This is a genomic window from Variovorax sp. P1_H2 (assembly GCF_056405295.1).
The window spans coordinates 1-23,731 of record NZ_JBFUCJ010000071.1 but is presented as its reverse complement, the minus strand read 5'-3'; the positions used below and the strand labels follow the sequence as shown (position 1 = coordinate 23,731).

General features: G+C 69.9%; 24 protein-coding genes and 2 pseudogenes. 12 read left to right on the top strand and 14 right to left on the bottom strand.

Annotation, left to right across the window (positions count from 1 at the left end; genetic code table 11):
• Positions 1-6: 6 nt before the first annotated feature.
• Entirely contained in the window at positions 7-1,557 is a 1,551-nt protein-coding gene (locus AC1D2E_RS22145) for an ABC transporter substrate-binding protein (protein WP_478199383.1), read from the bottom strand.
• 166 nt (positions 1,558-1,723) lie between these two features.
• Between AC1D2E_RS22145 and AC1D2E_RS22140 the strand changes: the two genes are divergently transcribed.
• The 4 genes from AC1D2E_RS22140 to AC1D2E_RS22125 are packed head-to-tail and all read left to right on the top strand — an operon-like array spanning position 1,724 to position 4,446.
• Complete coding sequence (locus tag AC1D2E_RS22140; protein WP_478199382.1) at positions 1,724-2,116, top strand: RidA family protein; 393 nt, start codon at positions 1,724-1,726, stop codon at positions 2,114-2,116.
• A gap of 25 nt (positions 2,117-2,141) precedes the next feature.
• Positions 2,142-3,038, top strand: a complete 897-nt coding sequence (locus AC1D2E_RS22135) for a 2-dehydro-3-deoxygalactonokinase (protein ID WP_478199381.1) — start codon at positions 2,142-2,144, stop codon at positions 3,036-3,038.
• A complete protein-coding gene (locus tag AC1D2E_RS22130; RefSeq protein ID WP_478199380.1) occupies positions 3,035-3,676 on the top strand; it encodes a 2-dehydro-3-deoxy-6-phosphogalactonate aldolase in 642 nt (213 codons plus the stop codon). Before AC1D2E_RS22135 ends, AC1D2E_RS22130 begins: the two co-directional genes overlap by 4 nt.
• A 20-nt stretch (positions 3,677-3,696) precedes the next feature.
• Entirely contained in the window at positions 3,697-4,446 is a 750-nt protein-coding gene (locus AC1D2E_RS22125) for an aldolase (protein WP_478199379.1), read from the top strand.
• Here AC1D2E_RS22125 and AC1D2E_RS22120 read toward each other — a convergent pair.
• From AC1D2E_RS22120 to AC1D2E_RS22105, 4 genes are read right to left on the bottom strand one after another with little or no spacing between them, the layout of a single operon-like run.
• Positions 4,434-5,132, bottom strand: a complete 699-nt coding sequence (locus AC1D2E_RS22120) for an SDR family oxidoreductase (protein ID WP_478199378.1) — start codon at positions 5,130-5,132, stop codon at positions 4,434-4,436. The two genes, AC1D2E_RS22125 and AC1D2E_RS22120, sit on opposite strands and share 13 nt — an antisense overlap.
• 28 nt (positions 5,133-5,160) lie before the next feature.
• Positions 5,161-6,564 (bottom strand): MATE family efflux transporter, encoded by a 1,404-nt coding sequence (locus AC1D2E_RS22115; protein ID WP_478199377.1) that lies wholly within the window; start codon positions 6,562-6,564, stop codon positions 5,161-5,163.
• A complete protein-coding gene (locus tag AC1D2E_RS22110; RefSeq protein WP_478199376.1) occupies positions 6,561-7,814 on the bottom strand; it encodes an MFS transporter in 1,254 nt (417 codons plus the stop codon). Before AC1D2E_RS22110 ends, AC1D2E_RS22115 begins: the two co-directional genes overlap by 4 nt.
• Positions 7,807-8,271 carry a MarR family winged helix-turn-helix transcriptional regulator gene (locus AC1D2E_RS22105; protein WP_478199375.1) on the bottom strand — a complete coding sequence of 155 codons (465 nt, stop codon included), beginning with the start codon at positions 8,269-8,271 and terminating at the stop codon, positions 7,807-7,809. The genes AC1D2E_RS22110 and AC1D2E_RS22105 overlap by 8 nt, the downstream gene beginning before the upstream one ends.
• 52 nt (positions 8,272-8,323) lie before the next feature.
• Between AC1D2E_RS22105 and AC1D2E_RS22100 the strand changes: the two genes are divergently transcribed.
• The 6 genes from AC1D2E_RS22100 to AC1D2E_RS22075 all read left to right on the top strand — a co-directional run bounded on the left by AC1D2E_RS22100 (position 8,324) and on the right by AC1D2E_RS22075 (position 13,078).
• Positions 8,324-8,866, top strand: coding sequence for a PaaI family thioesterase (locus AC1D2E_RS22100; protein ID WP_478199374.1), 543 nt, complete (start codon positions 8,324-8,326; stop codon positions 8,864-8,866).
• 130 nt (positions 8,867-8,996) lie between these two features.
• Positions 8,997-10,046 carry an extracellular solute-binding protein gene (locus tag AC1D2E_RS22095; protein WP_478199373.1) on the top strand — a complete coding sequence of 350 codons (1,050 nt, stop codon included), beginning with the start codon at positions 8,997-8,999 and terminating at the stop codon, positions 10,044-10,046.
• Entirely contained in the window at positions 10,043-11,677 is a 1,635-nt protein-coding gene (locus AC1D2E_RS22090) for an ABC transporter permease (RefSeq protein ID WP_478199372.1), read from the top strand. The genes AC1D2E_RS22095 and AC1D2E_RS22090 overlap by 4 nt, the downstream gene beginning before the upstream one ends.
• A complete protein-coding gene (locus AC1D2E_RS22085) occupies positions 11,674-12,360 on the top strand; it encodes an ABC transporter ATP-binding protein (RefSeq protein ID WP_478199371.1) in 687 nt (228 codons plus the stop codon). Before AC1D2E_RS22090 ends, AC1D2E_RS22085 begins: the two co-directional genes overlap by 4 nt.
• A gap of 50 nt (positions 12,361-12,410) precedes the next feature.
• On the top strand, positions 12,411-12,821 hold the full coding sequence (gene gloA, locus AC1D2E_RS22080) for a lactoylglutathione lyase (RefSeq protein ID WP_478199370.1): 411 nt from the start codon (positions 12,411-12,413) through the stop codon (positions 12,819-12,821).
• A gap of 104 nt (positions 12,822-12,925) precedes the next feature.
• On the top strand, positions 12,926-13,078 hold the full coding sequence (locus AC1D2E_RS22075) for a hypothetical protein (RefSeq protein WP_478199369.1): 153 nt from the start codon (positions 12,926-12,928) through the stop codon (positions 13,076-13,078).
• Here the strand turns inward: AC1D2E_RS22075 and AC1D2E_RS22070 are convergent, their stop codons facing one another.
• The 9 genes and pseudogenes from AC1D2E_RS22070 to AC1D2E_RS22030 all read right to left on the bottom strand — a co-directional run bounded on the left by AC1D2E_RS22070 (position 13,079) and on the right by AC1D2E_RS22030 (position 22,287).
• A complete protein-coding gene (locus AC1D2E_RS22070; RefSeq protein ID WP_478199368.1) occupies positions 13,079-13,747 on the bottom strand; it encodes a hypothetical protein in 669 nt (222 codons plus the stop codon). It lies immediately after the preceding gene.
• A complete protein-coding gene (locus AC1D2E_RS22065) occupies positions 13,744-14,826 on the bottom strand; it encodes a type VI secretion system protein TssA (RefSeq protein ID WP_478199367.1) in 1,083 nt (360 codons plus the stop codon). Before AC1D2E_RS22065 ends, AC1D2E_RS22070 begins: the two co-directional genes overlap by 4 nt.
• A 25-nt stretch (positions 14,827-14,851) precedes the next feature.
• Positions 14,852-16,018, bottom strand: coding sequence for a type VI secretion system baseplate subunit TssG (tssG, locus tag AC1D2E_RS22060; RefSeq protein ID WP_478199366.1), 1,167 nt, complete (start codon positions 16,016-16,018; stop codon positions 14,852-14,854).
• Positions 16,015-17,298, bottom strand: a pseudogene (gene tssF, locus AC1D2E_RS22055) (type VI secretion system baseplate subunit TssF); the annotation flags it as partial. The pseudogene tssF and the gene tssG, both read right to left, overlap by 4 nt.
• Positions 17,256-18,161: pseudogene (locus tag AC1D2E_RS22050) on the bottom strand (Clp protease N-terminal domain-containing protein); the annotation flags it as partial. The pseudogenes AC1D2E_RS22050 and tssF, both read right to left, overlap by 43 nt.
• Before the next feature lie 244 nt (positions 18,162-18,405).
• Positions 18,406-19,131 (bottom strand): haloacid dehalogenase type II, encoded by a 726-nt coding sequence (locus AC1D2E_RS22045; RefSeq protein ID WP_478199365.1) that lies wholly within the window; start codon positions 19,129-19,131, stop codon positions 18,406-18,408.
• Between the two features lie 10 nt (positions 19,132-19,141).
• Positions 19,142-19,783 (bottom strand): bifunctional 4-hydroxy-2-oxoglutarate aldolase/2-dehydro-3-deoxy-phosphogluconate aldolase, encoded by a 642-nt coding sequence (gene eda / locus AC1D2E_RS22040; RefSeq protein WP_478199364.1) that lies wholly within the window; start codon positions 19,781-19,783, stop codon positions 19,142-19,144.
• Positions 19,774-21,612, bottom strand: a complete 1,839-nt coding sequence (gene edd / locus AC1D2E_RS22035) for a phosphogluconate dehydratase (protein ID WP_478199363.1) — start codon at positions 21,610-21,612, stop codon at positions 19,774-19,776. The genes eda and edd overlap by 10 nt, the downstream gene beginning before the upstream one ends.
• Before the next feature lie 129 nt (positions 21,613-21,741).
• Positions 21,742-22,287 carry an OmpA family protein gene (locus AC1D2E_RS22030; protein ID WP_478174410.1) on the bottom strand — a complete coding sequence of 182 codons (546 nt, stop codon included), beginning with the start codon at positions 22,285-22,287 and terminating at the stop codon, positions 21,742-21,744.
• A 150-nt stretch (positions 22,288-22,437) separates the two neighbouring features.
• On the opposite strand from AC1D2E_RS22030, the gene AC1D2E_RS22025 reads away from it, so the two are divergent.
• Together AC1D2E_RS22025 and AC1D2E_RS22020 are read left to right on the top strand one after the other, a co-directional pair.
• On the top strand, positions 22,438-23,070 hold the full coding sequence (locus AC1D2E_RS22025; RefSeq protein ID WP_478199396.1) for a gamma-glutamylcyclotransferase: 633 nt from the start codon (positions 22,438-22,440) through the stop codon (positions 23,068-23,070).
• A 7-nt stretch (positions 23,071-23,077) separates the two neighbouring features.
• Positions 23,078-23,614: a superoxide dismutase family protein gene (locus tag AC1D2E_RS22020; RefSeq protein ID WP_478199362.1), complete on the top strand. Its 537-nt coding sequence runs from the start codon at positions 23,078-23,080 to the stop codon at positions 23,612-23,614.
• The last annotated feature ends 117 nt before the right edge of the window (positions 23,615-23,731 follow it).

Sequence of the window (23,731 nt, the reverse complement as noted above, 5' to 3'; positions counted from 1 at the left end):
GTCGGCTTACTTGGCCAGCCCGGTGTTCCAGAAGAAGGGCCAGATCGCAGGCGTGTAGCCCTCGAGCTTGGCCGAGCGCGCCGACAGCCCGTTGAACTTGCCGACCTCGATGAAGGGCACCTCGTCATACACCGTCTGCTGCACCGCACCCCACAGCGCGCCGCGCTTGGCGGGGTCGGTTTCCTGGTTGAAGGCCTGCAAGCTCGACTTCTTCGCGGCCGAGTCCCACCAGCCCGGCGCGTCGTCGCCCAGTTGCGGCGGCGACAGCATCGGCTCCGGGAACAGGCCCGAATGCGTGAAGTACACGTCCCACAGCTTGGCGTCGTTGCGGCGCTGCACCAGCGTGGCCCAGTCGACCACCTGCAGGTCGGTCTTGAAGCCGGCCTTCTTGAGCTGCTCGGACATCACCAGCGCCATGTTGTAGTGGAACTCGTACTGGCGGCTGGCCATGATGCGGATCGGCTGGCCGTTGTAGCCGGCCTTCGCTGCGGCCTCCTTGGCGGCTTGCGGATTGCGCGTGTTGTAGACGTTGCTGCCGGCCGCCGCGTAATACGGCGTGCCCTTCGGGAAGAAGTTCGGCTCGACCACGAAGAAGCGGTTGTCGCCGAAGCCGGCCGCCATCAATTCGCCCTGCCCGACCGCGGTCTGCACCGCGCGGCGCAGCGGCTGCGAGGCCAGCACGCCTTCCCTGGTGTTGAACACGATGTAGGGGAAGCCGAAGTTCTTGGTCACGATCGGCACCACCGCCGGCACCCCCTTCTCGATCCGGCCGATGGCCTCGACCGGCAGCAGGTCGGCGTACTGGAACTGGCCCGAGAGCGAGCCTTCGACGCGCGTGTTGGCGTTCGGCACCGGCACGAAGCGCAGTTCGTCGAGCAGGGCTTCGCGCCGGCCGGCGTAGCCGCTCGGCGCTTCCTTGCGGGCGCTGTAGCCGTCGAAGCGGGTCAGCACGGTGAACTGGTCGGGCCGGCGCTCCTTGAATTTGTAGGGGCCGGTGCCGATGAATTCCTTGAGCTGCGGCGCGATGCTTTCCTTGGCCATGATCGCGGCCATGCCGCTCGGCAGCGCCAGCTGCGCCAGCAGCGGCGCGTACGGGCTCTTCAGCTTCAGCTCGACGCCGAGCGGACCCTTGGCGGTCAGCGACGCGACTTCCTTGCCGACCGATTTGCCGCGCGGCGAGAGTTCCATCCAGCGCTGCAGAGAAGCCACCACGTCGTCGGCATTCAATTCGCGCCCGTTGTGCAGCTTCACGCCCTTGCGGATCGCGATGGTGTAGGTCAGGCCGTCTTTCGAGACCACCGGCATGCCTTCGGCCAGCATCGGCGCCACGTTCCAGTTGGCATCGAAGGTATAGAGCGGCTCGTAGACGTGCTGCATGATCGTGCCGACCAGGTCGGCGGTGCTGACCATCGGGTCGAGGCCCTGCGGCTCGCCGACCATCGCGAGGTTGGCGGCGCCGCCCTTGGGCAGATCGGCGTGCGCCACGCCGGCCCCCAGGCCGAGCGCCACGGCGGTGGCGAGCGCCCCCGTGAAGCTTCGCCATGGCGACGCGCGCATTGGCTTCAACCAGGAAAAACCAGATGTGGCTACAGTGTTGGCGGACGATTGCATCGCGGCTCCATGAGTAATAACATTACATCGACAATCGTATTTCTCAGCGATTTGCGCGTCAAACTGGGGTTTACCCTTAATTTTTTTGTAATTCTCTTACAAGTTGATCTTCATGTCTCACGTTGAAATGCTCGGCCAGTCGCCGATCGCCTCCGACCGCCAGGCCCGCCCCCTGTCCCCCGCCACGCGCGCTGGCGACTTCGTCTTCGTCTCCGGACAGGTGCCCACGGACGACCAGGGCCAGGTCATCGTCGGCGGCATCGAGGCCCAGACCCGCCAGGTGTTCAAGCGCATCGAGCAGGCCCTCGCGCTGGCCGACTGCACGCTGGCCGACGTCGCCAAGGTCAGCGTCTGGCTCAACGACGCGCGCGACTTCGGCAGCTTCAACCGCGTCTACATGGAATGCCTGGGCGACCATCGGCCCGCCCGTTCGACCGTCGAATCCCGGCTGATGATCGACGCCAAGGTCGAGATCGACGTCACGGCCTACAAGCCGCGCGGCTGACAACCATGCACCGGAGCACAAGCCGATGACGCACGGACACCTCGTTGCCGTCGACTGGGGAACCAGTTCGCTGCGCGGCGCCCTGCTCGACGCCGACGGCCGCGTGCTCGAGGAGCAGAGCCACCCGCGCGGCATCCTGAGCGTGAAGCCCGGCGGCTTCACCGCGGTGTTCGAAACGCTGTTCGCCGACTGGATGCGCCCGCACGGCACCCGCTGCCTGATCTCGGGCATGGCCGGCAGCAAGCAGGGCTGGGTCGAGGCGCCGTATTGCGCCTGCCCCGCCGGCCTGACCGAGGTGCGCCGCAAGATCCTCGAGATCGAACCCGGACGGATCTCGATGGTGCCGGGCCTGAGCGACAGCCACGACGGCGTACCCGACGTGATGCGCGGCGAAGAAGTCCAGATCTTCGGCGCCATGGCGCTGACCGGACTGCGCGACGGCCTCTTCGTGCTGCCTGGCACGCACAACAAGTGGGCTCGCGTGAAGAACGGCATGGTGACCGGCTTCCGCACCTTCATGACCGGCGAGTTCTATGCGCTGCTGAGCCAGCACTCGATCCTGGCCCGCACGCTCGACACCTCGGCCGCACTCGACGAGGCCGCCTTCCTGCAGGGCGTGACGCAGTCCGACAATGGCCAGGGCCTGCTGCACAACGCCTTCGGCGCGCGCACGCTGGCCCTGTTCGACCGCATGCCGGCGCGCGAACTCTCGAGCTACCTGTCGGGCATCCTGATCGGCGAGGAACTGCGCACCCAGTCGGTCCATTCCGCGGTCGAGGTGGTGCTGATCGGCGCGCCCGCACTCACGCAACGCTACCTGCTGGCGCTGCAGGCCGCCGGCAACCAGGCACGCACGCTCGGCGCCGAAGCCACCTGGGCCGGCCATCACGCACTTCACTCCTCGAACCACAGAAGACCATGACTTCCGCAACGACCCGATTTTCCGCCGCCATGCAGGCGCTTCCCCTGGTGGCGATCCTGCGCGGCCTGACGCCGGCCGAGGCGCCGGCCGTGGGCGATGCGATCGTCGACGCCGGCTTCCGCCTGCTCGAGGTGCCGCTCAACTCCCCGCGGCCGCTCGAGAGCATCGCGCTGTTGCGCCAGCGCTTTCCGCAGGCATTGGTCGGCGCCGGCACCGTGCTGAACGCGCAGCAGGTGCGCGAGGTGCATGCGGCCGGCGGCGAACTGATCGTGGCACCCAACTTCAACGCCGAAGTGATCGCCGAAGCGGCCCGGCTCGGCCTCGTGAGCCTGCCCGGCGTCATGACCCCGACCGAGGCCTTCGGCGCCCTGGCCGCGGGCGCCACCGGGCTCAAGCTCTTTCCGGCCGAGCTGGCCTCGCCGGCGGTGGTCAAGGCCCTGCTCGCGGTGCTGCCGAAGGGCACGCCGCTGATGCCGGTCGGCGGCATCACGCCCGACAACATGGAGGCCTGGCGTGCGGCCGGCTCGGCCGGCTTCGGCATCGGCTCGGCGCTCTACAAGCCGGGCAAGAGCCCGGCCGCGGTGCGCGAGGACGCGCTGCGTTTCGCCGCCGCGTTCCAGCGCGCGCTGCGCACCTGAACCCACTTCGAGCCCAGCCCATGTCCGCAGATTCCGACTACGCCCGTCCCGCCGTCCGCACCCTGCGCCAGGACCTCGCGCTCGCCTTGCGCGCCGCCGCGCACCACGGCCTGTCCGAAGGCGTGTGCAACCATTTCAGCGTCATGCTGCCGGGCGCCCAGGACCGCTACCTGATCAACCCGCGCGGACTGCACTGGAGCGAGATCGGTGCCGACGACATCGTGCTGATCGACGTCCACGGCGAGGTCCTCGCGGGCCGTCACCGGGTCGAGCCGACCGCCCTCTTCATCCATGGCGCGGTGCACCGCATCACGGGCCACGCGGTGGTGCTGCACTGCCACATGCCCTACGCCACGGCGCTGACGCTCACGGCCGACCGTGCGCTCGATCCGACCCTGAGCCAGAACGCGATGCGCTTCATGCACCGGATCGCGATCGATGCCGAGTACAACGGCCTGGCGCTCGACGACCGCGAGGGCGAGCGCATCGCCCGCGCGATGGCCGGCAAGGACGTCGCCTTCCTCGCCAACCACGGCGTGGTGGTGGCCGGCGCCACCATCGCCCACGCCTACGACGATCTCTACTACCTCGAGCGCGCCTGCCTGCACCAGGTGATCGCGCAGTCCACCGGCCGGCCGTTGAAGCCGGTCGATCCCGCGCTGGCGGCGCACGTGGCGGCGCAGATCCAGGGCGAACGGGCGCAGTCCGAGCTGTTCTTCGAGGCCCTCAGGCGCCTGTTGCCGGCGCCGCGAAGCGCTCAGCTGGCATAGGGCGGCGCCTCGGCCGACAGGCCCTGCTTGACCTGCCGGGTCAGTGCATCGGCCAGCACCTCGAACTGCCCGGCCTCGAGCGCCGCGAAGGTCTGCTGGACCACCTCGTCGGGCGAGGCCTTGGGGCCCGGGATCTTGCTGGTCATGTCGGTGTCCATGAAGGCGACATGCAGGCTCAGCACCTGCGTGCCCTGCTCGCGCAAGGCCGTGCGCAGGCCGTTGCTCAACGACCAGGCGGCCGACTTCGATGCGCTGTAGGTGGCGGAACCCGGCAGGCTGAGCCAGCTCAGGATCGACAGCACGTTGATGAGCGCGCCGCCGCCGTTGGCGGCCAGCACCGGCGCGAAGGCGCGGGCCAGCGCCCAGGGGCCGAAGAAGTTGGTCTCGAATTCGGCCCGTGCCGCGTCGAAGCCGTCCGCAGGCCCGAGCAGGCTGACGCCGCGCGAGATGCCGGCGTTGTTGATCAGCAGCGTGACATCGCCGCACTCGCGCACCGCGGCCTCGGCCTGCTCGGGCCGGGTGACGTCGAGCGCGATCGGATGCACGCCGGCCAGCGTGATGCTCTTGGGGTCGCGCGCGGCGGCGTAGACCTTCCTGGCACCACCTGCGAGAGCGGCCTTCGCGAAGGCCAGGCCGAGGCCGCGGTTGGCGCCGGTGATGAAGACCACGGAATCCTTGAGGTTCATGTCGAGCTTTCGAATGGGTTGAAGAAAATCAGGAAGCCTGGAGCCGGCGCAGCAGCGCGCTCGTGCTGCGCGGCCAGCCGACGCGGCCGAACCAGGCCCCGCCCGCGATCGCCGAGGCGATGACGACGCCGTACACCACGAGCGCCGCGCCCTGCACCGCGAAGACGTGCAGCAGGTCGCCGCCCCAGCGCAGCGCCAGCCAGCCGCCGACGCCGGCCACGATCAGGCGCGCGAGGTTGCCGAGCACGGGCCACAGCAGACGGCCCGCGCCCTGCGACGCGAAGTACAGCACCAGCCCGACGCCGAAGAAGCCGTAGAACGGCCCCACCGCGCGCAGGTACTGCGAGCCGGCCTCGAGCATCGCGGGATCGTTGCCGAAGAGCAGCAGCCAGGGCCGCGGGAACAATGCCGCGGCGAGGCCGATCGCGCCCGAGAGCGCGAAGGCGATCGCCGCACCGGCCCAGGTGGCGCGCAGGGCGCGCTCGCGCTGCCCGGCACCGATGCAGGTGCCGACCATCGCGACCAGCGGTGCGCCGAGGCCGAACACCAGCGGCACCAGCAGGTATTCGAGCCGCGACGCGGTGCCGTAGCCGGCGATCGCGCCCGGACCGAAGTGGCCCGTCAGCGCGGTCGCGATGCCGATCGACAGATTGGTGGCGACCGTGGACACCGCCCCCACCAGGCCGATGCGCAGGATGTCGCGGAACAGCGGCCAGCGGAAATGCACCTTGGCCCACGACGGCTTCAGCAGGCTGCGCGGCGATTGCAGATAGATCCACAGCGCGAGCGTGCCGCCAAGGTAGTACACCAGCAGCGCCACCGCGCCGCCCGCGATGCCGAGGCCCGGGATCGGGCCCCAGCCGAAGATCAGCAGCGGCGACAGCGGGATCAGCACCGCCACGCCGGCCACCGTGACCTTGGCCGGCACCGCCATGTTGCCGGTGCCGCGCACCACGGCGGCCAGCGAGTTGAACAGCCACACCAGCACCGCGCCCGCGAAGGCCACGTGCGAATAGATCAGTGCCGCCTCGAGCGAGGCGCCGGTGCCGCCCATCAGCGTGAACAGCCAGCGCCCGCCGAGCAGCATCGCCAGCATGAACAGCAGGCCGAAGCCGACCGCGATCGCGATCGCGTGCAGCACCAGCGCATCGGCATCGTCGCGCCGGCGCGCGCCCAGCGCGCGGGCGATCGAGGAGGCGATGCCGCCGCCCATCGCGCCGGCCGAAGTCATCTGCATCAGCATCACGATCGGGAACACCAGCGCCATGCCGGCCAGCGCATCGGTGCCGAGCTTGCCGACGAAGAAGGTCTCGATCAGGCCGACCGAGGCCTGCGCGACCATCACGACCACGTTGGGTGCGGCCAGCCGCAGCAGGGTCGGGACGATCGGCGCCTCGAGCAGCCGCCGGGTGCGCGGGTCCAGGGCCGTCATGCCAGCGCCCTTCCCGCCAGCATCGGCCGTGCCTCGCGGATCGGCAGGTTGACCAGCGCCGCACCGACCGCCAGCACGATGTCGATGGTCCAGACGATGTCGTAGCTGCCGGTGGCCTGGAACACGTAGCCGCCGAGGAAGGCGCCGAGGAAGCCGCCGACCTGGTGCGCCAGCATCACGATGCCGAACAGCATCGCCATGTTGGCGGGCCCGAACATCTTGGCGACCAGGCCCGCGGTCGGCGGCACGGTCGACAGGAAGGTCACGCCCATCACGGCCGCAAAAACCAGCATCACGGCCGGCGTCTTGGGCGCCAGCAGGAAGACCAGCACGGCCAGGCCGCGGGTCGCATAGAGCAGCGCCAGCAGCGACTTCATGCGCCAGCGGCCGACCGCCCAGCCCATCGCCAGGCTGCCCACGATGTTGAAGAGGCCGATCATGCCGAGCGCCCAGCCGCCGATCTCGGGCGGCAGGCCGCAGGCCGCGACCACGCCCGGCAAGTGGGTGGCAAGAAAGGCGACATGGAAGCCGCAGACCAGGAAGCCGAGGCTCAGGTAGCGGTAGCTCGGCGTCGCGATCGCCTGGCCGATCGCCTGGCGCGCGCTGAGCGGCCGGGCGCCGCTGGCGGCGGCCGATTGCGCTGCGAGATGCGTCGAGTTGCCCTTGAGCACCCACACCGCCGGCAGCGCCAGCAGGATCAGGATCGCCAGCCATTGCATCGCGCTGGCCCAGCCGACCGCGGCCATCAGCCCGATCGCGATCGGCGCCATCGCGAACTGGCCGAAGGAGCCGCCCGCGTTGACCACGCCGGTGGCCAGTCCGCGCTTGTGGGCCGGCACCAGCCGCGTGGTCGCCGCCATCAGCACCGAGGGCCCGGCCATGCCCGCGCCGCCCGCGGCCAGCACGCCGATCGCGAAGATCAGGCCGGCGGTGCTGGTCATCAGCGGCGTGATGAAAGTACCCAGCGCCACCAGCAGCACGCCGAAGAAGATCACGCGGCCGGTGCCGATGCGGTCGGCCACGGCGCCGGCGAAGGGCTGCGTGAGGCCCCACCAGAGCTGGCCGAAGGCGAAGGCCAGGCTGATGCTGCCGATGCCCAGGCCGGTCGCGGTATTGAGCGAGGACAGGAAGAGCCCCATCGTCTGGCGCACGCCCATGGTCAGCGCGAAGGCGCCGGCCGCGGCCAGCAGCACCAGCCAGACGGCATGGCGGGCAACGGGCGTCGTGCCCGCGGTGGTCTTGTCATTCATCGAACTCTCCTTCGGCGATCTCGTCCGTGCCCTGCAGCGTCGCGATGCTCTCGTCGACCAGCTGGTGCAGCGCCAGCACGCGCTCGACGCCGAGCAGCGCGTTGAGCTTTTCCTGCGCGTCGCGCCAGTGGCGCTGCGCCTCGGTGCGCTTCTGGCGGCCGTCGTCGGTGATCTCGACCAGCTGGCTGCGCGCATCGGGACCGTCGCTCTGCGTGAGCCAGCCGGCGACGACCATCGGCTTGAGGTTGCGCGTCAGCGTCGAGGCGTCGACCCCCATCGCCTTCGCCAGGTCGACCGGACGGATCGGTCCGAGGTGCAGCACATGCGACAGCAGCGAGTACTGCGTGGTCTTGAGGCCGCTCTTGGCGACCTCGGCGTCATAGAGGCGCGAGACCTGCCGCGCCAGGTGCCGCAGCCGGAAATTGGTACAGCCCTGGGGCTTTGCGATGGCATTCATGGCGACAATTGTAGCTACAATCATTGCATATGCAACTGTTAGGGGAAATTGAATGGCATCGACGGATCAACTGGCCGCCTGGATCGCCGAAGAAGCGGCCATCACCGAACGCCTGGATGCGGGGCCCGGCCCCGGCGTGGCGCGGCCGGAGCAGGTCGCGGGCAAGACCGGGCTCGAGATGATGCAGGCCATGCTGCGGGCCGAGATCCCCTATGCCGCGATCGCCAAGACGCTGTCCTTCCAGCTGATCGAGGTCGGTCCCGGGCGCGCGGTATTCCAGGGCGCGCCGAAGGCCGAGCACCTGAATCCGCTCGGCACCATCCACGGTGGGTGGTTCGCGACACTGCTCGATTCGGCGCTGGGCTGCGCCGTGCACACCCTGATGCCGGCCGGCCGCGGCTACACCACGGCCGAGCTCGGCGTGAACCTGGTCAAGGCGCTGACGCCCAAGGTGCAGCGCGTGCGGGCCGAGGGCAAGGTGCTGCACTGCGGCCGCCAGCTGGCCACCGCCGAGGCCCGCATCGTCGGCGCCGACGGCACCCTGTACGCGCACGCCACGACCACCTGCCTGGTCTTCGAGCTGCCGAGCCGCTGAAGCCACTTGTCCCGCGATTTCCTGGGTGCATCGCGCAGTCGGAAGCGACTGCCATTGATTATGATTCGCATTGGCGAGCGCGCAGCGCGCGCCGACGCCCTTCATCCCCCTGTCCCCCTGGAGACGCTTCATGAACGCACACACTGGCGCGCCCGCCCGCACGGCCCTCGCCCTGGGCGCAACCGCCCTGGCCCTGCTGGCCGCCGCCCTGCCCGCCCACGCGGCTGGCGAGGTCACGCTCTACACGACCCGCGAGCCCGGTCTGATCCAGCCGCTGCTGGCGGCCTTCAGCGCCCAGAACGACATCAAGGTCAACACCGTCTTCGTGAAGGACGGCCTGCTCGAGCGGGTCAAGGCGGAGGGCACCCGCTCGCCGGCCGACGTGCTGATGACGGTCGATGTGGGCAACCTGGTCGACCTGGTCGACGGCGGCGTCACGCAACCCGTGAAATCAGCCGCTCTGGAGTCCGCGATTCCCGCCAACCTGCGGGGCGCCGACGGCCAGTGGTTCGGACTTTCGCTGCGCGCCCGCGTGCTGTATGTCGACAAGAACCTGCCGCTGACCTCGTTCCGCTATGAAGACCTCGCGAATCCCAAGTACAAGGGCAAGGTCTGCATCCGCTCGGGCCAGCATCCCTACAACGTGGCGCTGGTCTCGGCGCTGATCGCGCACGAGGGCGAGGCCAAGGCCGAGCAATGGCTGCGCGGCGTCAAGGCCAACCTGGGGCGCAAGGCCACCGGCGGCGACCGCGACGTGGCCCGCGACATCCTCGGCGGCATCTGCGACATCGGCCTGGCCAACTCCTACTACGTCGGCCAGTTGAAGGGCGCCAAGGAAGGCACCGATGCGCGCAAATGGGGTGACGCGATCAAGGTCATCAAGCCGACCTTCGCCCAGGGCGGCGGCACGCACGTCAACATCAGCGGCGCCGCGGTGGCGAAGAACGCGCCGCAGCGAGCCAACGCGGTCAAGCTGCTCGAATTCCTCGTGTCGCCGCCGGCGCAGGTGCTCTACGCCGAAGCCAACTACGAGTACCCGGTCCTCAAGGGCGTCGCACTCGACCCGATCATCGCCAGCAGCATCGGCGAACTCAAGGTCGATCCGCTGCCGATCGCCGACCTCGCCAAGTACCGCAAGCAGGCCAGCGCGCTGGTGGACAAGGTCGCGTTCGACCAGTGAAGCGCTTGCGACCGGTCGGCCCCCTCTGGCGGACCGCTTCGGTCGCCATCGCGCTCGGCGTGCTGGCGCCGGTGCTGAGCCTGCTGTGGCTCGCGTTCGGATCGGGCCTGGGGCACTGGGCCCACTTGGCCCGCCACGTGCTGCCGCGGGCCGCGCTCGACACCGCCGTGCTGCTGGCCGGCGTCGGGCTGCTGGTGCTGGTGATCGGCACCGGCTGTGCCTGGCTCGTGAGCACCTGTGATTTCCCCGGGCGCGGCGTGCTGCACTGGGCCTTGCTGCTGCCGCTGGCGATGCCGACCTACATCGTGGCCTTCGCCTACCTCGACCTGCTGCACCCGCTCGGTCCGGTGCAGGGCGCGATCCGCTGGCTGCTGGGCTTCGAGAGCCCGCGCCAGTTTCGCCTGCCCGACCTGCGTTCCATGCCCGGCGCCATCTTCGTGCTCGGTTTCGTGCTCTACCCCTATGTCTACATGACCGCACGCGCCATGTTCATGACCCAGCCCGCCCACCTGATGGAGGCCGCCCGCTCGCTCGGCGAGAGCCGCGTGGGCGCCTTCTTCCGCGTCGCGTTGCCGCTGGCCCGGCCAGCGCTGGCGGTCGGCCTGAGCCTGGCGCTGCTCGAAACGCTCAACGACATCGGCGCCTCCGAATTCCTCGGCATCCAGACGCTCACGGTCGCGGTCTATACCACCTGGATCACCCGCTCCGACCTCGCGGGCGCGGCGCAGATCGCGTCCGCCATGCTGTTCGTGGTGATCGCGCTGGTGCTGCTTGAACGTCACGGCCGGCGCCACCAGCGCTTCGGCTCGGCGCAGCGCATGCGCGCGATCCAGCCGCGCCGGCTGCATGGCGCGGCGGCCTGGCTCGCCAGCACCGCGGCCGCGCTGCCGGTGCTGATCGGCTTCGCCGCGCCGGCGCTCTACCTGGTGTGGGAAACGGCGAAGCGCCTGCGCCTGGGCGACGGTATTTCCGCCGGTCTGGTCTCGAGCCTGGTCAACACCCTCAGCGTGGCCGCTGGCGTGACCATGGTCGCGGTCGCGGCCGGCCTGGTCGTGGCCTGGGCGGTGCGGACCCAGGGCTCGACGCGCAACCGCGGGCGCTGGACGGGCCGGGTCGCCACGCTGGGCTATGCGGTGCCGGGGACAGTGCTGGCGATCGGCCTGCTGACGCCGGCACTGGCCGTCGATGCCGCGCTGGCGGCGCTGATCGGCCACCCCGGCCTGCCACTGATGGGCGCCGGCATCGTGCTCGTGGTGGCCTGCGCGATCCGTTTCCTGGCGATGCCCGTCGGCGGCATCGAAGCCGGCCTGGCACGCATCCCGCCGGCGCTCGAACAGGCTGCCCGCCTGCTCGGCGAAAGCCCGGGCGGCACGCTGCGCCGCGTCCACCTGCCGCTGCTGCGGCCGGCCATCGCCGCCAGCGCGCTGCTGGTGTTCGTCGACGCCATGAAGGAACTGCCAGCCACGCTGCTGCTGCGGCCGGCCAACTTCGAGACCCTCGCCACCTGGCTCTACGCGGAGGCCGCGCGCGGCACCTACGAGGAAGGCGCGATCGCGGCACTGGCGATCGTGCTCGCGGGGCTGCTGCCGGTGGTGCTGCTGGCACGCAACGGTTTTTCGGAGGCCACATGAGTGCCGCTCTCTCGATCGAGGACCTGCGCCTCGGCTACGAAGGCGAATACGGACTGCACATCGTGGTCGACCGCTTCTCGCTGACGCTGGATGCCGGCGACATTGGCTGCCTGCTCGGCCCGTCGGGCTGCGGCAAGACCACGGTGCTGCGCGCGATCGCCGGCTTCGAGCCGGTGCGTGCCGGCCGCATTCGGCTCGGCGACGTGCTTCTGTCCTCGCCCGACGTCCACTTGCCGCCCGAACGGCGCCGGGTCGGCATGATGTTCCAGGAGTACGCGCTGTTCCCGCACCTGAACGCGGCGCGCAACGTGGCCTTCGGGCTGCGCCACTGGCCGCGTGAAGCGCAACGGCAGCGGGTCGCCGCGATGCTCGCGCTGGTAGGGCTGCCGGACGCCGGCGAGCGCCATCCGCACCAGCTCTCCGGCGGCCAGCAACAGCGCATCGCGCTGGCCCGTGCGCTGGCGCCCGAACCCGCGCTGCTGCTGCTCGACGAGCCGTTCTCGAACCTCGATGGCGCCACCCGCGAGCGCCTGACGGTCGAAGTGCGCGAGATCCTCAAGGCGGCCGGCCAGACCGCGGTGCTGGTGACCCACAACGAGGCCGAAGCGCGGGTCATGGCCGACCGCATCGGTGTGATGCGCGAGGGCCGGCTGACCCGCTGGGGCGCCCCTTTTCACACCTAGAGGACGGCAGTGGCGCGACAATCTCGCCACAACAACCGGACGACCACGATATGCGACTCCTTCACACCATGCTGCGCGTCGGCAACCTGCAGCGTTCGATCGATTTCTACACCCAGGTGCTGGGCATGCAACTGCTGCGCACCTCCGAGAACCCCGAGTACAAGTACAGCCTGGCCTTCGTCGGCTACGAGGGCAATCCGTCCCAGGCCGAGATCGAGCTGACCTACAACTGGGGCACCGAGCGCTACGAGATGGGCACCGCCTACGGCCACATCGCGCTCGGCGTGCCCGACGCCTACGCGGCCTGCGAGAAGATCAAGGCGGCCGGCGGCAACGTCACGCGCGAGGCCGGACCGGTCAAGGGCGGCACCACCGTGATCGCCTTCGTGACGGATCCGGATGGGTACAAGATCGAATTGATCCAGCGCGCGGAAGGGTCGGCGGGCGGCGGGCTGCGCTGAGGCGCGTCGCGCGACTCACCGCTCGCCCTGCCGGGGCCGGGGCTCAGGCCCACGGCGCGGCGGCGGCCCACACGCCAAGGTGGGCGGCCGCCTTCTCCTTGGCAATGGCGCTGCCGCTGGGCTCGATCGCTGCGGGCGACACTCTCGCGAAATCCGCGATCGACTGCGACAGGTTCTGGCAGCAGCAGCTCTATCCGTTCACCTGGTCGGGTCGCTGGACGGACGAGAACGGTGTCGAGCACCGCGAGAACCGCTGATCAAAGATCGCGCAGCATGCGCTTCGGGGGCGCCGGCAGGATCCGCTTGCGCGGCCGGTCCGGCACCGGAATCTCGGCCGGCAGCGCATCGATCTCTTCGTCGCTGAGTGCCACTTCGGGCGCATCAGGCGCGTACGCGGGTTGCGGTCGCGGCAACGGCGTGTGCATCAGCTCGGGTGGCCGCGCGGACACCGCAGCCGCCGGGGCAGGCGAAGCCGGTGCAACGGCACTCGAAGGTCCTCGATGTCGTGCCGGCGCTGCGATCGAGACGCCCGGCACCGGCCCCATGGCCGACTGTGCCGACAGCACGTGAAGCAGCGAGCGAAACTCGGTTGCGCGGCGCTCGTCGTGATCGGTCTGCCAGCGCCGCTGTTCTTCGACTCGGGCTCGATCTCGCTCGGCCAGTTGCCGTTCTTGAAACTCGAGTTCGATCTGGATTGCCTGTCGCACGGCTTGCATGAGCGCCGCGCTGTGGTCCGGCAAGTCCGCGGGCTGCAGCTGTGGCTGCCCCTGCGGCAAGGGCGAGAGCTCGTGCAGCACCAGTCGGAGCTGAGCGCGAAGCGCCAAGCGAACCGCGCGCGCGCACCACCACGCACCCACTGCAGCCCCCATCAGGCCCGCCAGCAGGCAGCCGAAGAGCATCAATGCAGGGACTTGGCTCGGCGTCATACGGGCGCTCCTCCCCACGGCGTGTCTTCGTCCGACTCCCACTTCTTCAGCAAGTCCAGCGGGATCGAATCGGCCACCTGGGAGAAGCGCTTGCCCACCATTCGCTCGGCCTGCCTGAGCAGCACCGCCACCGGGCTGCTCGGCTCATGGATTTCGAACCATTCGCGCGCAGAGCGGATCTGCGCCAGCACATCATTGCGTGTCGCGTGGCCTCGGCCGGCGCGCAACAGCGTGGCCAGGCCCATCGACGAGTGAGGTTCCGCGCGCTGGCTTCCCTCGCCTTGCGTCGCGTCGTCGTGCGCCGAAGCGCTCTCCACCAAGTCGGCATCCGCCGCCTCGGGTAGAACAAACATGTCCAGCAAACGCACCAGCGGCTGCAGCGAAGGCGCGTCCTCACCCAGATTGCTCAGGCTCCAGGCATCGATCGCGCGCGCATGCAACGCGGCTTGCGCCAGCAGCTTCACCGGCGCCCGGGCATCGCCCGAGGCAGCGGCATGCAGCGCCGCCAACTGCTGGCTCACCGACTCCGGGCTCTGCGCGTCGGCCGGCCGCGGCACGGCGAAGGCCCGCTCGACATCGCGCACCGTCAGGCGCAAGGCGGTGCTGGAGGCCACCACGATCTCGCGCACGTCGCTCATCAATCCCTCGGGATCGACCAGCGCGGCCAGTGCGTTGGCGCGCACCTCGGGGTCGGCCTGGCCCTCGATCACGCGTTGCGGATGAATGGCGTCGGGCCAGGTGCGGATGGCGGCCTCCAGCATGGCCAGCACCTGGGCCAGCCCCGCGGCCTGGTTCTGGCGCGCGCGTGCGCGACAGAGCCACACGAACAGGCCGATGTCCTTGGCCCGCAGCAGCAGGCGACGGCAGTCGCGCTCGATCTCGGCCCAGTTGGGCGCATCGGACGTGCCGATGAACTTGCCGTACTGCGCTTCGCCGCGCGGCGTCATGCGCGACAGCAGCACGGCGTACTCGGCGTCGTATTCCAGGCTGGCGCCGCAGGGTTGGCTGCTGCTGATCGGCTGCAGCCAGTCGGGGACTGTGGCCGCGGGCGGGTTCGAGGGATCGGAAGCGTGAATCATGGATCTGGAATGGAATGAGGTGGGCTCACTGAATGCTGGAGGGGCCATGGCAGGTTCGCAGGCCGATGTATTCCTCGGGCTCGAACACCATGCCGACCGCGTAGTCGGGGCCGCCGACTCCTGGCCGGCCGTGCACGACGCCGAGCCCTGCGCCCTCCGAGCCGCCCAGCCAGGTCGACCAGCCGAGCTTCTCCTTGTCTTCGAGGCGGGCCGGCGGCGCGCTGTCGTTGCGCACGCGCAATTCGACCTCCCAGACGAACTCGAAGCCGATGAAGCCGCGCACCCACTCGACCAGCATCGGCAGGTCCTTGCCTTGCGGCGTGAAGCGGAGGTACTGCGCGAGGCTCAAGGGCCCGATCACCAGGCGGAACTTGTTCTGCCGGTCGGCCACCACCTCGCCGGCGATGGCGCCCAGACCCATCACGCTCGAGCTGCGCGGCACGCCCAGGTGGGTCTGGTCCTCGGCGTCGATGCGGATCCAGTGCATCACGAATTCCTGCAGTTGCACCGGCACCGCGAAGAAGCGCGCCAGCGTGGCGGCCAGGCCGTCGGGGTTGCGCGCTTCGCGGCTCAGGTGGGTGGAGGCGGCCAGGCGGGCGTGCGCGGGCAGCACCGAATCCCGGATCTCGAGCGGATCGTGGCCGGTCAGCCGCGCGATGTAGCGGCTGAAGCTCTCGTCGTCGGCACGGTCGAGTCCGGCCGCCGCCTGGCTCTGCGCCCAGGCGCGGTACATGTGCGTGAGAAAGCGGTGATGGAAGAGGTCGAGAAAGTCGGCCAGCGTGCTGTCGCGGTGGTTCTCGGTGCGGTCGCGCACGAGTTCGGTGTAGTGCAGCGGCAGCGGCCCGTTGGGCCCCAGCAGCCCGAGCCCGTACAGCCGCACCATCGGCAGCGCCGGGTTGTTGCCGGTGCGCGCGGGCGCACTGCCGGTCCCCGGCGACGGCACGCTCTCGCCCGGCAGCGCCACCTCGGCGATCTCGCGCGGCGCGAAGCTCAGCGCCGCCGTCTGGCCGAGCCTGAAGCGCTCCTGCTGCGGGCGGCTGGCCCGCCCGATGGGTGGCAGCTCGGAATGCAGCGCGCCGAAGCGGCGCATCAGCACCGTGAAGCCGAACTTCCAAGGCGCCTGGCGCAGGCGCTCCAGCGTGGTCTGCAGGGCCGGGGCGTTTTTCGCGTTGGTCTCGACCGCTTGTCTCATGCCACCCCTCGCCCGCCCATGCGCACCGGCCAGCGCGCGACCGTGCCGCGCTGCATCGATTCGAGCACGGTCTGGGTGAAGACGTTGATGCTCACGTGCCGCGCCAGGTAGTGCTCGAGCACCAGCCCGAACAGATAGGGACTGGTGCCCGAGAAGCCCTGCTCGTCCACGCTCAGGACGCAGCGCACGCCGCGGCCATAGATCAGCGGGCCGGCGCCCGGCAGGCGCCGCGTGACGGGTTCGATGCGCGAACCCACCAGGCTTTCGATCTGGCGGCGCTGCACGTCGTTGTCGATCGAGACGAACAGCCGCAGCATGTCGCGCAGCGCCTGCGCACCCTCGCGGTGCGGCAGGTCGGCCAGCGGCAGGTGGTTGAAGCCAAGCTGGCGGATCAGCCGCCAGGCGATCTCGCGCTGGGCGAAGGGCGACTTGGGCGTGCTCGGCGGACGGATCAGCCCCACGCCGACCACCGGGATCGACTCGGCCACGGCCAGGTCGGTCTTGCCGTTGCGCGGCACCAGGCAGGGCAGGTCGCGGTTGGTCAGCAGTGCCCTGACCGAGAGATAGCGGATGGTGTCGGCATAGGGCGCCTCGTTCTGGTCGACCAGCGAGATGAAGACCTCGGTGCCGACATAGGGCGTGCGCGTGCCGTACTTGCGCGAGGTGTCGGACGCCAGGCGCGGCTCGCGGCGCACCGAGAAGTAGCGGCCGTAGTTGCCCTCGTCCTCGTTGAGGGTCTGGTACAGCGGCCGGAAGTCCATCGCGGCCGTGGTCTGCGCCTGCTGCCCCGCGATGCCCTTGACCGCGTAGACCTCGAAGTCGAGCGGGCGCGAGCGGTCGGGCACCAGGTGGAATTCCGGCTCCGCCGTGTTGAGTTCGATGCGGTCGGTACGGCGCTCGAACAGGTTCACCACCGGCGTGCAGAAGAGCGCGAACTGGCCGGCGTCGACGAGCCCGGCCAGCGCGCCCGGCGGCCGGGTCAGCAGGATCAGCAGCTCGGCCTCCTTGCCTTGCACACGCGAGAGGCCCGGGGCCAGTTGCGTCAGCGTGAAGAAGTAGAAGCGCTCCGGGCAGGCAAAGTACTCGTGCAGAAGATTGTGGCCGTGGAAGGTATTCCACTCCAGCGGCAGCAGACCTTGCCCGGGTTCGAGCCCTTCGTGCACCAGTGCGTCTTCGGTCACGACGTGCGGGCGCTGCATCAACTGGCCAGGCGCGCCGGTGAAGGTGGCGACCGCCGAGGTGTGCAGCAGTTCGAACAGGTGCGAAGCCACCTGCTCGTTGCAGACTCGAATTCGCCGCGCATGCTGGCACCCGCCAGCAGCGCGCCGACGTCGAGGCTCAGCAGACGAACCTCGCGCAGGCTTGCGGGCACTTCGGCGCGCGCGATGGCGAGCGCCAGCCCCTCCACCACCGCGGTCTTGCCGACGCCCGCCTCGCCGGTGAGCAAGGGGTTGTTCTGCCGCCTGCGCAGCAGGATGTCGACCATGGTGCGGATCTCGTGCTCGCGACCGATCACGGGATCGATCTCGCCGGCACGTGCGCGCTGCGTCAGGTCGGCACAGTACTTGGCCAATGCCGAACTTCCGTCGGCCTCCTGCGCGATGGCGCCACTGGCTTCGCCGGGCATCGCAGATGCCAGCCCCGAACCATCGTGAGGCCCCTCGTTCGATTCCGGCGAACCTGCGATGAGAGACGCCAGCGACTCGGTGAGCTGCTCGGCCGGTATCTTCTTGAAGGCGGGCGAGATGGCCAGCATCACGCCGCGCAGATCGGGGGTTTGCAGCAATGCGGCAAGCAGCCAGGCGCTGCGGACGCAGTGGCCGCCGAACTCAAGACTGGACAGGACCCAGGCCCGTTCGATCGCGGCGCCGATGTGATGCGAAAAATCGCTGAGCGATGAAGCCCCGGAGGGCAGCGCGGCCAATGCCGACGCCAGGTCGCGCTCGACCGCTTGCGGCTCGATCCGATAGTGGCGGCAGATCCGGTGCAGGTCGCTGTCGCTGAGCTGCCAGAGCTGATGCAGCCAGTGCGTCAGCTCGACATAGGGATTGCCTCGAAGCTTGGCGAATGCCGTGGCCGATTCGATGGCGCGGAACAGGGTGAGGTCGAGCTTGCCGAACAAGGCTCGTCGCGAAATCGCCATGCGCGGCCCCTAGCGTGCGCAGCGAGACGGCGAGGGAGTGCGGCTACAGCCGTCGCAGCAGTGTGCCGAGGCAACGGCTCTCAAGTGTGTCTTCATTGGCCCGGCTCCCACCCTCACGTTCGTTCTTGTCGATGCACACTCTAGGTGCACAAGACAGACACGTCAGTAGGCTTATTCCGGAAGCCGGTGCTGAAGCATCGAACACATGCAGAGAAACTTCTGCATGTGCACGTTCAGCGGCAGATCAGCAGCCCAGCAGATCTGCCAGCACCCCGATGTCCCGTGCATGCAGCGTGTTGTCGGGCCGCGGCGAGACATCCTTCGGGCGCGCCGGGCCGAACTCTCGCGGCCGCTCGATATAGCCGGTGCGCAAACCGCAGGCGCGGGCCGCGGCCAGGTCGTCGTGGTGCGCCGCGGCCAGCATCACCTGGCCCGGTGTAACGTCGAACACCGCCGCGACACCGAGGTAGGTACGCGGGTCGGGCTTGTAGGCCTTGAACACCTCCGCCGACAGCACGCAGTCCCAGGGCAGGCCGGCGCGCTTGGCCATCTCGGTGAGCAGGCCGATGTTGCCGTTGGACAGCGTGCAGATCGTGTACTTGCGCTTGAGCCGGGCCAGCCCCTCGACCGCATCGGGCCATGCCGGCAGCCGGTGCCAGGCCTTGTTGAGCTCGCGCTTCCTGTCGGCGTCGAGATCGGCCGCGCCGAATTCGCGCAGCACGTCGCCGAGGATGCCCATGTGCAGCTCGTCGAGCAGCGTGAAGCCGCCCTCGCCGGCCGCCAGGCGCTCCATCACGCCCTTCATCGCGGGCTGGTAGCCGGCGCGCCAGGCCAGCGCGAAAGCGCCGCCATCGACACCGGGCAGCAGCCGCTCGGCCTCGGCGGCGATGCCCGAATACCAGTCGACCACGGTGCCGAAGACGTCGAAGGCGATGACCTTCAGCTCGCTGCCTTCCAGGATCTCTCCCATGCCCGGGCCCTCAGCGCGCCAGTTGGCTGGCCTCGCGCGCCAGCGCCTCGATGCGGCCCCAGTCGCCGGCCGCGATGGCATCGGTCGGCACGATCCACGAGCCGCCGACGCAGGCCACGTTGGAGAGCGCGAGGAACTCGTGCGCATTGCCGGCATGGATGCCGCCGGTGGGGCAGAACTTGACGTCTCCGAAGGGCCCTTGCCAGGCCTTCAGCATCGCCAGGCCGCCGGCCTGCACGGCCGGGAAGAACTTGAGTTCGGTCAGGCCGTCTTCCTGGGCCAGCATGATCTCGCTGCCGGTGGCGACGCCGGGCAGCAGCGGCAGGCCGAGGTCGTGGCAGGCCTTGCCGACCGCCCGCGTGTAGCCCGGACTGACGCCGAAGCGGGCACCGGCCAGCGCCGAGGCCTGGGCGTCGGCGGCGCTGCGGATGGTGCCCGCACCGGCCACGGCCTCGGGCACTTCCTTGGAGATCAGCTCGATGCACTCGAGCGCCTCGCGGGTGCGCAGCGTCACTTCGAGCATGCGGATGCCGCCGGCCACCAGCGCGCGCGCCAGCGGCACCGCGTCCTTGACGTCGTGCAGCACGATCACCGGGATCACCGGAGCGTCGCGCATCACGTCGAGCGCGGAAATCGAATCGTTCACAGCCATGAGCAGGCTCCTTCTTCAGCAGTCAATGCATTGCGCCGCATGCCGGCGAACAGGTCGCGGCCGAGGCCGCGGCCATTGGCGGCACGCGCTTCGTCGGGCATGGTCGCGGTTTCGCGGGCCGCCCATTCGTCCGCTGGCAGCAGCACGGCGAGCGTGCCGGCCACGCCGTCGAGCCGGATCAGGTCGCCGTCGCGCACCTTGGCCAGCGGCCCGCCGGCGGCGGCCTCGGGCGAGACGTGGATCGCGGCCGGCACCTTGCCCGAGGCGCCGCTCATGCGGCCGTCGGTCACCAGCGCCACCCGGAAGCCCTTGCCCTGCAGCACCGACAGCGGCGGCGTGAGCTTGTGCAGCTCGGGCATGCCGTTGGCCTTCGGGCCCTGCCAGCGCACCACGCAGACCACGTCGCGCTCCAGTTCCCCCGCCGTGAAGGCCTGCTGCAGCGCGGCCTGCGAATCGAAGACCCGCGCCGGCGCCTCGATCACGTGGCGGTCGGCCGGCACCGAGGAGATCTTGATCACGCTGCGGCCCAGGTTGCCCTGCAGCAGCTTGAGTCCGCCAGTGGCGCTGAAGGGCGCCGAGACCGGGCGCGCGACCGTGTCGTCCTTCGAGGGCGCGGCGGGCTCCCACTTGAGCGGTCGTTCGTCCGTGGGTGCGCCGGCCAGCACCGGGATGCCGGCGAACTCGCGGATGCCGCCGGCCCGCACGCTGAGCACGTCGGTATGCATCAGGCCGGCATCGAGCAGTTCGCCGATCACGAAGCCCGGGCCGCCGGCGGCCTGGAAGCCGTTGACGTCGGCGACCCCGTTGGGATAGACCCGCGTCAGCAGCGGCACCACCTCCGAGAGTTCGGCGAAATCGTTCCAGTCGATCAGGATTCCGGCGGCCCGCGCCACCGCCACCCAGTGGATCAGGTGGTTGGTCGAGCCGCCGGTGGCGAGCAGCGCCGCCATGGCGTTGACGATCACGCGCTCGTCGACCAATTCGCCGATCGGCGGCACCGCGAAGGCGCTGTCGGACGCCCGGCCCAGCACGGTGCGAACCGCCTCGCGCGTGAGCGCCTCGCGCAGGTTGTCGCCGGGCTGGATGAAGGCCGAGCCCGGCACATGCAGGCCCATCGCCTCGAGCAGCATCTGGTTGCTGTTGGCCGTGCCGTAGAAGGTGCAGGTGCCCTGCGCGTGGTAGGCCTGCATCTCGGCGTCGAGCAGGCCCTGGCGGCCGACCAGGCCCTGCGCCGCCTGCTCGCGGACCTTGGACTTGGCGGTGTTCGAGAGGCCCGAGGGCATCGGGCCGGCCGGCACGAAGACGGTCGGCAGGTGGCCGAAATGCAGCGCGCCGATCAACAGGCCGGGCACGATCTTGTCGCAGACACCGAGCAGCAGCGCGGCATCGAACATGTCATGGGTGAGCGCCACCGCGGTCCCCATCGCGATCACGTCGCGGCTGAACAGGCTCAGCTCCATGCCCGGCGTGCCCTGGGTGACGCCGTCGCACATCGCCGGCACGCCGCCCGCCACCTGGGCGGTGGCGCCGAGCCGGCGGGCCTCGTGCTTGACGATGTCGGGGTAGCCCTGGTACGGAGCGTGGGCCGACAGCATGTCGTTGTAGGCGGTGACGATGCCGATGTTGGGCGCGCGCTCGCTCACCACCCTGAACTTGTCGTTGGCCGGGATGCCGGCCACCGCGTGCGCCACGTTGGCGCAGCCCATGCGGTCGGAACCGCGGTCTCGGCCGCGGGTCTCGGCCAGGTCTTGCAGGTAGGCGCTGCGCAGGCTCAGGCTGCGCGCGCGGATGCGCTCGGTGACAGCGCGGACGGTGGAATGAGTGGTCATGGGGCTTTGTCGCTCTGCCGGTGAGCCAGCGTGGGCGGCTCGGAAGCGCATGGTAACAAGCCCGCATGAAAAAGCCGGGACACACCCGGGCTTTTTCCGAGATGAAGAACACCCTCTTACGCTGCGGCTTCAGTCGAGCAGCTTGACTTCGACCCTGCGGGCCTCGGCGTTGTTGCCGGTGCCGGCGGTCACGGCCGGCTTCTGCAGCTCGACCTTGTCGGCCGGCACGCCCAGGCCGGTCAGCACGTCGCGCACCATCTCGGCGCGCTTCTTGGCCAGCGCCTCGTTGATCGCCGGATCGCCGGTGGTGTCGTGGAAGCCCGAGATCACCGCCTTGCGGCCGCTCTCCACGCCCTTGATCACCGCCGCCAGGGCCTCGGCGGCGCCCGGCGCCAGGTCGGCGCTGGCGGTGGCGAAATAGAAGTTCACGACCCCGCCGACGACCCGGATGCTGGCACCGTCGGGAATCACCACCGTCACGGTCTCGGTGACCACCGCCAGGGTGGTCGCCGGCGCGGCCGCGGCCACCGGCGCCGTCGCCGCCGCCGGGCCCGGTGCGTGGCTGCGGGCGTACAGCACCATCGCGATCACGAACAGGATCACCAGGGCGATCAGGCCGAGCACGAAAGCGAGGATGAAGTTCTGCTGGCTCTCGTCATGGCTGGTGGCGGACATGGGCGGGTCTCCGTAGTTGAGGGGTCGGTAAATAATGGTGCGGTGAACCATGACCGCGAAATTGTAGGTGTCGCCTCCCGGGCCCCGGGCGGCGACCCCGGGCCGCCTGGCCCGGACCCCCTGCCGACGCCCCTGCGCGACCCGCAGCCGATGCTGGAGCGCGTGATCGACGAATGGGGCGGCCACGAGGATCTCTGGCTGTTCGGCTACGGTTCGCTGATCTGGCGGCCCGACTTCGGCTTCGTCGAACGGCATCCGGCCCGGGTCCACGGCTGGCACCGGGCGCTCAAGATGTGGAGCCGGATCAACCGCGGCACGGTCGAGAACCCGGGGCTGGTCTTCGGGCTGCTGTCGGGCGGCAGCTGCCGTGGCATGGTCTTCAGGGTGCCGGCCGCCGACGGGCTGGAGACGCTCGGCCGCCTCTGGCTGCGCGAGATGCCCACCGGCGTCTACGACCCGCGCTGGCTCGAATGCGCGACGCCGCATTCGACCGTTCGGGCGCTGGCCTTCACGCTGTCGCGGCGCAGCCCGAACTTCACCGGTGAACTGAGCGACGAACGCTATGCCCACATCTTCGCCAATGCGGTCGGCCGCTACGGCAGTTCGCTCGACTACGCCCAGCAGACCCTGCTGGAACTGCGGCGGCACGCGATCCACGACGCGGCGCTGGCGCGGCTGGTGAAGCTGGCCGACTCCCGCCTGTCGGCCCAGACCCACAGCGGCGAGCGGCTCGCTCAGGTATACCCTTGCGGGTCAGCCTCAACCCATGACATCAAGGAGTAACCCGAACATGCGCCCTCGCCTCATCGCCCCTGCCCTCGCCGTTGCCGTGGCCAGCCTGCTCGCCGCCTGCGGCACCCTGGGCCCCAAGGCCGGCGCCATCGCCGAGCTGGCGCCGACCGGCGCGATCTCGCCGAATCCGACCGTGGGCAAGGTGAGCTTCACGGCGCTGGAGCACGGCGTGCGGGTCAAGGGCGAGGTGCGCGGCTTCGCGCCGGGCACCGAGCACGGTTTCCACATCCACGAAAAGGGCGATTGCGGCGACAACGGCAACGCCTCGGGCGGCCACTTCAACCCGGCCGGCGGCACGCATGGCAAGTTCGCCGCCCCGGGCAGCCATGCGGGCGAGCTGCCGAGCCTGGTGGCCGATGCCGCCGGCGTGGCGCGCTTCAGCGTCGACGTGCACAACATCTCGATGACCGAGGGCGCCGCCAACAACGTGATCGGCCGAGCGCTGGTGGTGCACCGCGATCGCGACGACTTCACGACCCAGCCGGCCGGCAATTCGGGCCCGCGGATCGCCTGCGGGATCATCGCGCGGAGCTGATTGGCCCCCACGCTCCCTCACTTCGTGTGGTCGCTGCCCCCCGAGGGGGCCGCAGGCCGCCTTGGGGCGGCCCGGCGCCGGCCTGGCCCCCACGCTCCCCCACTGCGTGTGGTCGCT